Source organism: Oryzobacter faecalis, from assembly GCF_046764005.1.
Lineage (GTDB): Bacteria > Actinomycetota > Actinomycetes > Actinomycetales > Dermatophilaceae > Oryzobacter > Oryzobacter faecalis.
The window spans coordinates 410,883-423,920 of the sequence record NZ_JBKOFW010000001.1 but is presented as its reverse complement, the minus strand read 5'-3'; the positions used below and the strand labels follow the sequence as shown (position 1 = coordinate 423,920).

10 protein-coding genes and 1 riboswitch are annotated in these 13,038 nt (G+C 73.6%); of the genes, 3 read left to right on the top strand and 7 right to left on the bottom strand.

Going from position 1 to position 13,038, the window contains the following annotated elements:
• Positions 1-18 precede the first annotated feature (18 nt).
• The 6 genes from ACK8HX_RS01975 to ACK8HX_RS01950 form a co-directional block, all read right to left on the bottom strand.
• The gene (locus ACK8HX_RS01975; protein ID WP_411938959.1) at positions 19-954 is read right to left on the bottom strand and encodes an acyl-ACP desaturase; all 936 of its coding nucleotides are present in this window, start codon (positions 952-954) and stop codon (positions 19-21) included.
• A gap of 144 nt (positions 955-1,098) precedes the next feature.
• Entirely contained in the window at positions 1,099-2,529 is a 1,431-nt protein-coding gene (locus ACK8HX_RS01970; RefSeq protein WP_411938958.1) for a cell wall-binding repeat-containing protein, read from the bottom strand.
• A 129-nt stretch (positions 2,530-2,658) separates the two neighbouring features.
• Positions 2,659-4,038 (bottom strand): aminotransferase class V-fold PLP-dependent enzyme, encoded by a 1,380-nt coding sequence (locus ACK8HX_RS01965; RefSeq protein WP_411938957.1) that lies wholly within the window; start codon positions 4,036-4,038, stop codon positions 2,659-2,661.
• Positions 4,039-4,079: 41 nt separating this feature from the next.
• A riboswitch (SAM riboswitch) is annotated at positions 4,080-4,193 on the bottom strand.
• 148 nt (positions 4,194-4,341) lie between these two features.
• Positions 4,342-7,284, bottom strand: coding sequence for a leucine--tRNA ligase (gene leuS / locus ACK8HX_RS01960; protein WP_411938956.1), 2,943 nt, complete (start codon positions 7,282-7,284; stop codon positions 4,342-4,344).
• Between the two features lie 215 nt (positions 7,285-7,499).
• Positions 7,500-8,021 carry a DUF4396 domain-containing protein gene (locus tag ACK8HX_RS01955; RefSeq protein ID WP_411938955.1) on the bottom strand — a complete coding sequence of 174 codons (522 nt, stop codon included), beginning with the start codon at positions 8,019-8,021 and terminating at the stop codon, positions 7,500-7,502.
• Between the two features lie 54 nt (positions 8,022-8,075).
• Positions 8,076-8,723 carry a lysoplasmalogenase gene (locus ACK8HX_RS01950; protein ID WP_411938954.1) on the bottom strand — a complete coding sequence of 216 codons (648 nt, stop codon included), beginning with the start codon at positions 8,721-8,723 and terminating at the stop codon, positions 8,076-8,078.
• A 508-nt stretch (positions 8,724-9,231) separates the two neighbouring features.
• Here ACK8HX_RS01950 and ACK8HX_RS01945 point away from each other — a divergent pair.
• Complete coding sequence (locus ACK8HX_RS01945) at positions 9,232-9,810, top strand: MarR family winged helix-turn-helix transcriptional regulator (protein ID WP_411938953.1); 579 nt, start codon at positions 9,232-9,234, stop codon at positions 9,808-9,810.
• Here the strand turns inward: ACK8HX_RS01945 and ACK8HX_RS01940 are convergent.
• Positions 9,803-11,266 (bottom strand): flavin-containing monooxygenase, encoded by a 1,464-nt coding sequence (locus ACK8HX_RS01940; RefSeq protein ID WP_411938952.1) that lies wholly within the window; start codon positions 11,264-11,266, stop codon positions 9,803-9,805. The two genes, ACK8HX_RS01945 and ACK8HX_RS01940, sit on opposite strands and share 8 nt — an antisense overlap.
• Positions 11,267-11,357: 91 nt before the next feature.
• On the opposite strand from ACK8HX_RS01940, the gene ACK8HX_RS01935 reads away from it, so the two are divergent.
• Positions 11,358-11,849, top strand: a complete 492-nt coding sequence (locus ACK8HX_RS01935) for a glutathione peroxidase (protein ID WP_411938951.1) — start codon at positions 11,358-11,360, stop codon at positions 11,847-11,849.
• Entirely contained in the window at positions 11,846-12,988 is a 1,143-nt protein-coding gene (locus ACK8HX_RS01930; protein ID WP_411938950.1) for a metallophosphoesterase, read from the top strand. Before ACK8HX_RS01935 ends, ACK8HX_RS01930 begins: the two co-directional genes overlap by 4 nt.
• Positions 12,989-13,038 lie beyond the last annotated feature (50 nt).

Genomic DNA, 13,038 nt, shown 5'->3' with positions numbered 1-13,038 from the left:
CAGGCTAGTGGCTCGCCCTCACGCGTTCTGGCGCGCGGCGAGCTTGGCCGCCCGCTCCTCGCGCTTCTCGACGAAGCGGGCGGCCTCGGCGTCGAGCGCCTTGACGGCCGCCGCGAGCTCGTCGCGCGCCGTCTCGCCCTCGGTGCCGAGCCCCTCGAGCTCCCAGATCCCCCACTGGCGCAGGATGGGCGCGACGATGTCGTCGTGGTGGATGCGCAGGTCGTAGATCCCCGCCAGCGCGATCTGCACGGACTTGCGCGCGAACCCCGGGATGATCGACCCGGGCATCTGGAACGACTTCACCTCGTCGGTGATGGCCCGCATCGTCTGGTCCGGGGACAGCTCGAGGGCCGCCTCGATGAGGTTCCGGTAGAAGATCATGTGGAGGTTCTCGTCCTTGGCGACGCGCGTGAGGAGCTTCTCCGCGATCGGCTCGTCGGCGTACTTGCCGGTGTTCCGGTGCGACACCCGGGTCGCGAGCTCCTGGAAGGTCACGTAGGCGCAGACGCTGAGCAGCGACTTGTCGCCGGAGTCGTAGCCGGTCGTCATCGTGTCCATCCGGGCGCGCTCGAGCTCGTCGGGGTCCACCCCGCGCGTCACGAGCAGGTAGTCGCGGATGCAGAAGGCGTGCCGCCCCTCCTCGGCGGTCCACCGGTTGACCCACTCCCCCCAGGCGCTCTCCTTGCCGAAGGCTCGGTCGATCTCGCGGTGGTAGCTCGGGAGGTTGTCCTCAGTGAGGAGGTTCACCTCCAGCGCCGTGCGCGCGATCGGTGACAGCTGGCTCTGCTCGACCGACCACGGCTCGCCGCCGAGGTCCTTGAAGTCACGGCCGAGGGACCACGGGACGTACTCGTGCGGCATCCACTCCTGCGCGGCCTTGAGGTGCCGGTCGAGGTTCTCCTCGACGACGGGCTCGAGCGCGGACAGCAGCTGGGTGGTGTCGAGCGCGGTCATCCGGACCTCCTCGTCGCGGCCGCCCGGGAGGCGGACGGCCTCAGGCCCCCAGCCTGCACCCTCCGACCCGGCGGGACCACCCCTGCGGACGCGGTGATGCCGCGGCGGTCCCGTGGGACCGTCCGCGGCATCACGGCGTGCGGGTCACCTCAGGGGGATGTTCTTCCCCGGGGCCACCTCCGGTGCGGACCTCTCCGCCGGCATCTGCCGGGCGGTGATCGTCGTCTGGAGCTGGGCCTTGACGGCGTCGGAGACGGCACCGGTGCCGCCGACGATGGTCAGCTGCGGGTCGAGCGAGCCGTCGACGAGGCGCTGGATCTGCGTCATGACGACCGCCGGGACCGAGCCGGGCCTGCTGAGCGCGACGCCGTAGTCCGTGCGGCCCGCGACGGGGACGGCGGCGAGGGCGTCCGGGAACTCCTGGCCGGTCGCGATGAAGGCGCCGCCCTGCGCGGGGAACTTGGCGAGGACCTTGGCCGAGGTGTCGTACCGGTCGGTGCCGGAGAACCGGGTGAGGTCGGCCCCGGTCAGCGCAGCGGCCTCGGTGGCCACGGCGGTGGAGACGGCACCGGTGCCACCGGCCACGTACAGGTCGTCGGCCGCGGCGCCCTCGAGGAAGGTCTTGACCGAGGGAGCGAGCCTGGTGCCGTCCGTCAGGACGAGCGGCGCGTTCTCCCGGGCCGCGTAGGCGCCGAGGACGAGGCCGTCCGCGAAGCTCTTGCCGGTCGCGAGCATGACCTGCTTCGAGCTGTCCTGGGTGATCTTCGCCGCGATCTTCGCCGACGTCTGGTACCGGTCGGAGCCGGCGATGCGCTCGATGGTCGCACCCGGGACGAGGGCCTGGATCTGCGCCTGGACTCCCGAGGAGACCGCACCGGTGCCGCCGACGATGATGATCGCCGTCGGGGCGAGGCGGGTCAGCTCGCCCTTGGTCTTGGCGGGGAGGACGGTCGGCTTCGTGAGGAGCATCGGCCCGGCGACCTGGTCGGCGAGCGGGGTGGCCGCGAGGGCGTCGGCGAAGACGTCCGAGGTCGCCACGAGGACCGTCGTCGCGGAGATGAAGCGCTGCGAGAGCAGGGCCGCGGTGTCGAAGCGGTCGACACCGCCGATGCGCTCGACGCCGATCTCGCACGGCCCGGCGACGTCCGGCGGGGTGAACGGGTCGGTGTAGGACAACGAGGTGATGTCGTTGCCCGCGCCGTCGATGTCGACGATGTCGATGCCGACGCCGGCGGCGCCGGTCCCGAACGTGCCGGTGAAGGTGAGGAACGCGGTGACGTCCTTCGTCGTGCCGACGGCCACCTCGGCGATGCGCTCGTCCTTCATCGTCCCGTCGTCCCAGACACGGAACGCGACGCGGTCGAAGCCACCCACGTCGTTCGTCGTGCCGGTGATGTTCGCGTCGATGCGGTACTCGTTGCGAGCGCAGCTCGCGTTGACGAACTGCTTGCCCTCGATGTGGTGCGTGTTGAGCGTCGCGGCGAGCACGGGTGCCGCGCCGGCCACCGTCACCGCAGCGGCCGCGACGCCGGCCAGAGCCGCCGTCCTCGCCCGCGTGATCCCTGAGTGCGCCATGAGTCGCCTCTTCCTCCGGCCCTGCGTCCGGATCCCCGGGGTGGCCCTGCACCACCCACGTGGCACCAAGGAGTCCCGGGACCGGGCGCGTGATACCGGCCGGAAGGGTCTCGACGCGGGCGCGCGGCCCTACCAGGGGAGGGCGGGGTCCAGCTCGCGCGGGTCGTCGACGGGGACCCAGCCCTCGCCCTCGACCTCGACGTACTCCGCGCCCGGGCCCTCCGCCGCGAGCTGTGCGACCGCCCGGACCAGCCGCTCGACGTGCTCCTCGGTCGTCGCGAGCCCGGCGCTCGCGCGGACCGCGGTGGCGTGCGGGAGGTCGGCGTCGTCCTCCTCGAGGAGGGCGTCGACGAGCAGGTGCGCGCAGAACTTGCCGGCGCGCACGCCGATGCCGTGCTCGGCCGACAGGGCCGCCGCGACGAGGTGGCTGTCGAGCCCCTCGACGGTGAAGGTGACGACGGGGCCACGCTCGTGGTCCTCGCCGAACAGGCTGTAGGTCGTGACGCCGTCGACCGCGCGCAGGCCGGTCAGGAGGGCCTCGGTGAGCCGCTCCTCGTGGTCGGCGATGACGGCGCGGTGCTCGCGGATCGTGGCGCAGGCGGCCGCGAGGGCGACGGCTCCGAGGACGTTGGGGCTGCCCGCCTCGTGGCGCGCGGCTCCGGTCGTCCACCGGGTGCCCCGCTCGCTGACGGCGGCCGTGGCGCCCCCGCCGGCGAGGTAGGGCCTGGCGGCGTCCAGCCAGTCCCGGCGGCCGGCGAGGACGCCGGTGCCGTAGGGGGCGTGCACCTTGTGCCCGGAGAACGCGACCCAGTCGACGCCGAGGGCGCCGAGGTCGATGACGCGGTGCGCGGCGGACTGCGCGGCGTCGAGGACGACGCGCGCCCCGTGCCGCTTCGCGACGGTGGTGAGGCGCTCGACCGGCCAGAGCTCGCCGGTCACGTTCGAGGCCGCCGTGAGAACGACGAGCGCCTGGCGCGGGCGGCGGGCGGTGCCGCGCGGCAGGTGGCGCAGCGCGTCCTCGAGCAGGGCCTCGGCGTCGGCGGGGGTGGCCGGGACCGGGAGGCGGTGGGTGTCACGGGCGCGCCACGGCAGGAGCGTCGCGTGGTGCTCGGAGGAGAAGACGACGACGTCGGTGTCGCGCGGGAGGGCCCGGGCGAGGAGGTTGAGCGAGTCGGTGGTGTTGCGGGTGAAGACGACGAGGTCGTCCTCGCGGGCGCCGACGAAGCGGGCGACCTCCTCGCGGGCGGCCTCGTAGTGCGCGCTCGTCACCCGGCTGAGCCAGCCGGTGCCGCGGTGGACGCTGCTGTAGGTGGCCGAGGCGGTCTCGACGGCGCGGGCGACCCGCTGCAGCGCCGGCGTGGAGGCGGCGTGGTCGAGGTTGGCGTGGTCGAGGTGGTCACCGCTGAGGGTCGGGACGAGGTCGGCCCGGACCACGGCGGGCAGGCGGTCCGGGACGGCGTGCAGCCACGGGCGGCGGTGGAACGAGGGAGGGGTGCTGGCGATCGACACGGTGTGCTCCGACGGTCTCGGTGGACCTCGGGTGCTCCCGGGATCCGCGCTTGCCGGCGCCGAAGGGTCGCCGACCAGGTCGTCACCCGGAGCACCCCACCGCGGAGGAGGGTTGCTGGCCAGCGAGCCGGGGCTTGTCACTGGCACTCATGACCTACGCCGACGAGTGTAGGAGCGCGGGCCGCACGGGCCCCATCCGGGGTCCACGACCCGAGACGCGGCCGGGGAGCCGGTCCCCCACCGTCGTGGGGAGGCCGGCCCGGGTCATGACCCGGGCCGGCCTCCCCACGGCGAGCCGTTCCGTCAGGCGGGCACGACGTTGACGAGCTTCGGGGCGCGGACGATGACGGTGCGCACCCCGTTCTCCAGCGCGGCCTGCACCTTCGGGCTGGCGAGGGCCAGCTCGCGCAGCGCGTCCTCGGTGATGTCGGACGGCACCTCGAGGCGGTCGCGCACCTTGCCCCGGACCTGGACGACGCACGTCACGGTGTCCTCGACGAGCAGCGCCGGGTCGGCCACGGGGAACGCCTCGTGGACGAGCGACTCCTCGTGCCCGAGCCGCGCCCACAGCTCCTCCGCGATGTGCGGCGCGAGCGGGGCGACCATGAGGACGAGCGTCTCGGCGGCCTCGCGCGGCACCCCGCCCTCGCGCTTGGTGAGGGCGTTGTTGAGCTCGGTGAGGCGGGCGATCGCCGTGTTGAAGCCGAGCGAGCCGTAGTCCGTGCGGACGGCGTCGATGGTGCGGTGCAGGATGCCGGCGGTCGCGTCGTCGAGCGGCTCGTCGACGACCGTGACGGCACCGGTCTCCTCGTCGACGACGTTGCGCCACAGCCGCTGCAGGAAGCGCTGGCTGCCGACGACGGCACGGGTGTCCCAGGGCTTGCTCTGCTCCAGCGGGCCCAGGCCCATCTCGTAGAGGCGGAACGTGTCGGCCCCGTACGCCGCGTACATCTCGTCGGGACTGACCATGTTCTTCAGGCTCTTGCCGATCTTCCCGAACTCGCGGGTCACCGGCTGCCCCTGCCACGTGAAGGTGCCGTCGGCGCCCTCCTCGACCTCCCTGGCCTCGACCGGCTGGCCGCGGTCGTCGCGGTAGGCGGCGGCCTGGATGTAGCCCTGGCTGAAGTAGGTGCGGAACGGCTCGTCGGAGCTCAGGTGCCCCAGGTCGTGCAGGACCTTGTGCCAGAACCGCGCGTAGAGCAGGTGGAGCACGGCGTGCTCGACACCGCCGACGTAGAGGTCGACGCCGCCGGGGTCGCGGGTACCGGGGGCGGCGGTGGCGACGGGCTCGGGGCGCGGGCCCATCCAGTAGGACTCGTTCTCGGGGTCGACGAGGGCGTCGGCGTTGTCGGGGTCGAGGTAGCGCAGGTAGTACCAGCAGGACCCCGCCCAGTTGGGCATCGTGTTCGTCTCGCGGCGGTACCGGCGCCGGCCCCGGCCGTCACCGAGGTCGAGCTCGACCTCGACCCACTCCTCCACCCGCGACAGCGGCGGCTCGGGCTCGCTGTGCGCGTCCTCGGGGTCGTAGGTCTTCGGGCTGTAGTCGGGCACGTCGGGCAGCTCGACCGGCAGCATCGACTCCGGCACGGCGTGCGCGACGCCGTCCTCGTCGAAGACCACGGGGAACGGCTCGCCCCAGTAGCGCTGCCGGGAGAACAGCCAGTCGCGCAGCTTGTAGCTGACCGTGGCGTCGCCGATGCCCGTGGCGGAGAGCCACTCGGTGATGGCCGCCTTGGCGTCGGTGACCCCGAGCCCGTCGAGGCTGAGCTGCGCGTTGGCGGAGTTGACGGCGGGGCCGTCGCCGGTGAAGGCGGTCGTCTCGTCGTGTCCCTCGCTCGGCTGGACCGTGCGGATGATCGGCAGGTCGAAGGCGGTGGCGAAGTCCCAGTCGCGCTCGTCCTGGCCGGGGACGGCCATGATCGCGCCGGTGCCGTAGCCCATGAGGACGTAGTCGGCGACGAACACCGGGATGGTCGTGCCGGTCACCGGGTTGACCGCCCAGCCGCCGGTGAAGACCCCCGTCTTGTCCTTGCCCTCGGTCTGCCGCTCGACGTCGCTCTTGCGGGAGGCGGCGCGGCGGTAGGCGTCGACGGCCTCGGCCGGGGTGGCTGCGCTGCCGGTCCAGGCGTCCTTCGTGCCCTCGGGCCAGCCGTCGGCCGGGACGAGCTCGTCGACGAGCGGGTGCTCGGGCGCGAGGACCATGAAGGTCGCGCCGAACAGGGTGTCGGGACGGGTCGTGAAGACCTCGATGCCGGTGCCAGGCGCGGCGGGGACGCCCACGGCCTCCTCGCCGGTCGGCACGCCCTGCGCGGCGATCGGGAACGTCACGCGGGCGCCGTGGCTGCGGCCGATCCAGTTGCGCTGCATCAGCTTGACCTTCTCGGGCCAGTCGACCCGGTCGAGGTCGTCGGCGAGGCGGTCGGAGTAGGCGGTGATGCGCATCATCCACTGGCGCAGGTTGCGCCGGAACACCGGGAAGTTGCCGCGCTCGGAGCGGCCCTCGTTGGTGACCTCCTCGTTGGAGAGCACCGTGCCCAGGCCCGGGCACCAGTTGACCGGCGCCTCGCTCGTGTAGGCCAGGCGCTGCCCGTCGATGATCGCGGCTCGCTCGGCGTCGGACAGGTCGTCCCAGCCGCGGCCGTCCTCGTTGGGCAGGGCGCGCCGGCCGCTGCGGTACTCGTCGACCAGCTCGGTGACGGGGCGGGCGCGGCCGGTGCCGCCGTCGGGGCGGACGGCGTCCGTGTCGTACCAGCTGTTGAAGATCTGGAGGAAGATCCACTGGGTCCAGCGGTAGTAGTCGGGGTCGATCGTCCGGATGGAGCGGCGGTCGTCGTGGCCGAGTCCCAGGCGGCGCAGCTGGCGCGCCATGATGACGATGTTGTCCTCGGTGGTCTTGCGGGGGTGCTGGCCGGTCTGGACGGCGTACTGCTCGGCGGGCAGGCCGAAGGCGTCGTAGCCCAGGCAGTGCAGGACGTTCTTGCCGAGCATCCGGTGGTAGCGGGCGAAGACGTCGGTCGCGATGTAGCCCAGCGGGTGGCCGACGTGCAGGCCGGCGCCGCTCGGGTACGGGAACATGTCGAGGACGAGCAGGTGCCCGCCGGAGTGGGCGGCCACGGCCTCGGGGTCGGCCCACGGGCCGGCGGGGTTGGGCGCGTGGTAGGTCCCGCGCTCCTCCCAGCGGTCCTGCCAGGCCACCTCGATCTCGCCGGCCAGCTCGGCGGTGTACCGGTGCGGGGTCTCGCTCATCGTGTCCTCGTCGTCTCGTCGGTCTGCGCCCATGAAAAAGCCCCTCGCTCAGGAGGGGCTGCCGCGACGGCCCGGGGGGCCGGCGCGGCTACGGAAGGAGCAGGCTCGTCACCTCGTCAGGGTAGCGCAGCCGCCTCGCCCGGCGCCCGGGAGGTCGGGCGCCGGACGGGGCGGGGACGGGGCCGCGGACGGGCACGCGGACGGGCACGTCGGGGTCAGTGGAACGCGTGGACCACCGCGTGGCCACGGCCGCGCTCGATGAGCCAGCGGTTGACCGGCACGGTGAGGACGAAGGCGACGGCGAGCGCGAACGCCAGCGCGCCCCAGAACAGCCCGGACGCGAGGCCGGCGCCCATGGCGCCCGGGACGACGAGCATGACGCCGTTGTCGACGAGCTCCATCACCGTGATGGAGACCGTGTCGGCCGCGAGGGTGACACCGAGGGCGCGGCGGAACGGGATGCCGGCCCGCAGGATCGGGGTGATGGTCAGCAGGTACCCGAAGAAGAAGGCGAGGGCGACGGCGAGGGCGATCGTCGCGCCGGTCGAGAACCCGAGGGCGGTGCCGATGACGAGGCCGAGCACCTCGCCGATGGCACAGCCGGTGAGGCAGTGCAGGGTGGCCCGGGCGGCCTGTGACCAGGAGCCGGAGGCCGCTCGGTGGTCGTGGTGCGCATCGTGCGCGGCGGCGCTGGTCGCGTGGCCGGCGTGGTCGTGGTCGTGCGTCGCGTGGTCCATGGCGGTCCCAACCATACCCCTGCGGGGTATGTTCCCGCCGCGTGCCGGAAGCTCTCAGGCGAGGAGCCCGGCCACGAGGAGCGCCTGCGCGAGGTGGTAGGTCACGATGACGAGCGGCCGCGACCCCCGCCCCTCCCGGACGAACTTCGCGAGGGCGAGCACGGTGTCGCTGACGACGAACAGCGTGGCGCCCAGCCCCACGAGGAGGTGACCGGTCGCCCACCCGAGCACCGCCATCCCCCCGATGACCGCCATGTACACGGCCACCGGGACCGCCAGCGCCGGACCGCCCTCCGCGAGGGCCGCGGGCAGGATGCGGCGCCCGACGACGAGGGCCGCGGCGAGCACCGCCGCACCGACCCAGCCCAGTGCCGGACGGTCGAGCCCCGTGGCGACGAAGGCCCCGACCCACGCGAGGTGCCCCACGAGGAAGGCCGCGAGGCCGCCGAGGAAGCGCGGCCGGGTGTCCTCGAGGAGGAGGACGTCGCCGACCATGCCGAGGACGAGGGCGAGGAGGACGAGCCGTCCGGTCGTCGTGCCGGCCGCCCCGAGGGCGAGCGCGACCGCGAGCAGCCCCACCATCACGGCGGGCTTCGCCCAGCGCTCGGTGCGGTGGTCGTCGCGAGCCACGGCCAGCCAGTCGGTGACGGCGATCGTGAGGGTCGCCAGGACGGCCGCGGACAGGGCGAGGTCGGCGCTCATCCGGCCGATCCTGCCGCCGGCGCCGGGAGTCCGGGCCGCGCCCGTGGCCGAGGTCACGCGACCACCGCCCGGCCCGCTGGGGGCCACGAACCACACCTGCCCCGACTCCTTCAACCTCCTTGACGAATTGCTCCAGCAGGGTGAGGACCTTCGGCGACGCCCGGCCCAAGGTCGTCAACCCGCTGGATCAACACGTCCAGCAGGGTGAGGACCTTGGGCGACGCCCGGCCCAAGGTCGTCAACCCGCTGGATCAAAACGTCCAGCAGGTTGCGGAAGTCCCGCCGCACCTGTGTGTGTGGCCGACCCGTCGGCCGGGCCACCGGCCCCACCGCCACCGGTCCCGGCGGACGAGCCGACGGCACCGCCACCCTCCCCGGCGGACGAACGGCCGCGCCGTCGACCGCGGGTGCCTGTGGATGACCGGCCGGCCGGCCCGCCGCCCTCCGTCATGCTCGGGAGACGGCCCGCGCCCGCCGCGGGAACGCTCGACCAGGGGGGAACCCGGCAATGGCAGAACGAGCCGACTCGTGGATGCGGCGCCGCGGCATCCCCGCGAGCGAGCGCGAGTGGTGCAGCCCCTGGCAGCGCCTCCACGAGCACCTCGCCCAGCGCTACGCCATCCACGTCGCCCTGAGCCGCCGCTGGGAGCGCCCGGACGCCGACGACCGCACCAACCTCCCGCTCCTCCTGCGACAGGCGAGCGCCGCCATCGACGCCGACGTCGCCCGGGCGGGCCGCGCGCTCAGCCCGCCGCTGTCCCCCGTCGAGTGCGACGTCCTGCGGCGGGTCCGCTCGAAGCCCTCGGCCGGCGCGAACCTCTCGGAGTACCTGCGCGTCAGCCCGCAGCGGGTCTCCCAGATCGTCCGCAGGCTGGAGGACCGAGGGCTGCTGCGCAAGGAGGAGTCCGCCCGGGACGCCCGCGTTCGCGCGCTCTCCGTCACCGATCGAGGCGCCGAGCTGGCGCGGGTCCTCGACGTGCACCTCCGCGAGCTCGCGGACCTCTGGCTCGAGGAGGCCGACGACGAGGGCGAGGACGCCAAGGACTGCGCGCTGCGACTGGTCGCCGTGCTGGCCGACCTCACCTGAGCTCGAGGTGCCCGTCGTCGTACCGGCCCAGCCGCATGACGGCGAGGTCGTACGGGTAGCTCTGCACGACCCGCCACGGCCGGCGGCGGCCCTGCCTGGGCAGCAGGTGAGCCCCGCGCAGGACATACCCCGACGTGAGGTCGAGCAGTGGCCGGTCCGACGTCCCGACCCGCTCCTCGTCGAACCGCGGCGTCGCCACCGAGAGCCCCTTGCGGTCGAGGTAGCGCACGAGCCCGCAGAACCACCGGGCCGAGACGTCGGCCCGCAGCGTCCAGCTCGCGTTCGAGTACCCGACCGCCATCGCGAGGTTCGGCACGTCCGAGAGCATCAGCCCCTTGTAGACGTGCCCGGCCGCGATGTCGACCGCTCGCCCGTCGACGACCGCCTCCGCTCCCCCGCCGAGCCGCAGCACGAGCCCGGTCGCGGTGACGACGACGTCCGCCGGCACCAGCTCGCCGGACCCCAGCCGCACACCCTCCCGCTCGAAGCGCTCCACCGTGTCGGTGACGACCGAGGCCGTCCCGGCCGCGAGATCGTCGAGGAGGTCACCGTCCGGGGCGACCGTGAGTCGCTGGTCCCACGGGTCGTACCGGGGCGTGAAGTGGGTCCCCACGTCGTACCCCTCGGGCAGGCGCTCGGCCACCCGCTTCCGCAGCAGACGCGCCCCGGCCCGGGGCCAGCGCCGCAGCGCCTGGTACGCGAGGACCGACAGCGCGACGTTCTTCGCCCGCACCGCGTGGTGGGCGGCCCGGTCCGGGAGGACGCGGTGCAGCGCGTCGGCCACGACGTCGCGGTCGGGCAGGGCCGCCACGTAGCTCGGCGAGCGCTGGAGCATCGTCACGTGCGCCGCGCCCTCGCGCACGAGGGCCGGCACGAGGGTCACCGCGGTCGCCCCGCTGCCGATGACGACCACCCGGGCACCCCTCACGTCGAGGTCCTCGGGCCACTCTTGCGGGTGGACGACCGGACCCGCGAAGTCGTCGAGGCCCGCGAAGGGCACGACGTGCCCGGCGTCGTAGTCGTAGTAGCCGGTGGCGAGGTAGACGAGGCGGGCGCGGTGCTCGACGACCCCGGATGACGTCCGTGCGGTCACCGTCCAGCGCGCGTCCTGCGACGACCACTCCAGGCGTTCGACGCGCTGCCCGAGGTGGAGCCGCTCGGTGACACCGAACTCGTCGGCCGTCTCGCGCACGTACCGCCTGATCTCGCCGGCGGTCGCGAACGAGCCGTTGCCCCGCCACGGGCGGAACGGGAAGCCCAGGGTGTACATGTCGGAGTCCGAGCGCACCCCCGGGTAGCGGAACAGGTCCCAGGTCCCCCCGATGGCGTCGCGCGCCTCGAGCACGGCCCACACGGTGTCGGGGCAGTGCTTCGCGAGGCGGCAGGCGGCGTCGACCCCGGAGAGGCCGGCACCGACGACGAGGACGTCGACGTCGAGCGGCACGGGGGCGGTCACCCCCTCAGGCTAGGACGCGCCCTGTCGAACCTCGCCCCGCCCCCGGCCGCCCGGAGCGGGCGTTGTCCGGCCCGCGTGTGACGATGAGCGCATGACGTCCCTCTCCGACTTCTCCGCGACCACCCTCTCCGGCCAGGAGGTCTCCCTCTCCGAGTACGCCGGCCACGTCGTCCTCGTCGTCAACACGGCGAGCAACTGCGGCTACACCCCCCAGTACGCCGGCCTCGAGGAGCTCCACCGCGAGCTGAAGGACGACGGCCTCGTCGTCCTCGGCTTCCCCTGCAACCAGTTCGGCGCCCAGGAGCCCGGCACCGAGGACGAGATCGGCCAGTTCTGCCAGGTCAACTACGGCGTGACCTTCCCGATGTTCGCCAAGGTCGACGTCAACGGCGACGACGCCCACCCCCTCTTCAGCTGGCTGAAGAGCGAGAAGGGCGGCCTGCTCGGCAGCTCGATCAAGTGGAACTTCACGAAGTTCCTCGTCGGGCGCGACGGCCAGGTCATCAGGCGCTACGGCCCCACCACCGAGCCGGCGGCCCTCGCCGACGACGTGCGGGAGGCCCTGCGCGACGCAGCCGCATGAGCGGCTGGCTCGTCCTCGTCCCGATCGCGGTCCTCGTCGGGTTCCTCGTCTTCCTCTGGCACCGGCTCGCGGTCGCCCCGGGGTGGCCCTGGTGGGTCCGCGGGCTGATCGCCCTGCTCCTCGCCGCGCTCGCCTCGCTCGTCCTCGCCGCGTTCGACGCCTGGGGCGGGGCGTTCACCCCTGCCGAGATGCGCCCGTTCGTGTGGGTCGGCATGGCCTTCATGGCCAGCTGCCTCTACCTCTTCCTCGGGCTGGTCCCCGTGTGGCTGGCGAGCATTCTCATCTGGCTGGTCCGCTGGCGCCACGACCACGGCGCCGCCGCTCGACGCCGGCTCAACCGGGTCGCCGCCCCCCTCGTCACCGCCGTCGCGGTCGCCGCCACCGGGTACGGGGCGTGGGAGGCCGCGAACCCCCGCATCACGACCGTCGAGATGTCCTCACCCGAGCTGCCCGCCGAGCTCGACGGTCTGCGGGTCGCCCTCGTCGCCGACATCCACGCCGGGGCGGTGCGCAGCGCCGACTTCACCCGCCGAGCCGTCGAGCTCGTCAACGCCCAGCGACCCGACCTCGTCGTCATCGCCGGCGACCTCGTCGACGGCCAGTCGGCCCGCTACGCCCCCGAGATCGCCCCGCTGGCCGACCTCGAGGCGCCACTCGGCGTGTTCGCCACGACGGGCAACCACGAGATGTACCGGGACACGCAGGGCTGGATGGCCGCCTTCGACGCCCTCGGGCTGCAGATGCTTACGAACCGCTCGGTGCCGCTCGAGCGTGACGGGGCCACCGTGACCCTTGCCGGGGTCCACGACCTCGAGGGCGACGGCGAGTGGGCCCCCGACGTCGACGCCGCCCTCGAGGGCGTCGACCCCGCCGGCTTCACGATGTTCGTCGCGCACCAGCCCCGACAGGCCCTGGCGCTCGAGGGGCTGGGGGTCGACCTCCAGCTCTCCGGGCACACCCACGGCGGCCAGATGTGGCCGCTGCGCTACCTCGTCCCGCTCCAGCAGCCCACCGTCGACGGCCTCGCCACGGTGGCCGGCACCCCGGTGCTCACCTCTCGCGGCGTCGGGGCGTGGGGGCCTGCCATCCGGGTGCTCGCCAGCCCGGAGGTCCCCGTCATCACCCTGAGGCGCGGATGACGACCCGCGTGGCGGCGTGAGCGAGCCCGGCAGCGTGGGCGAGCCCGGCA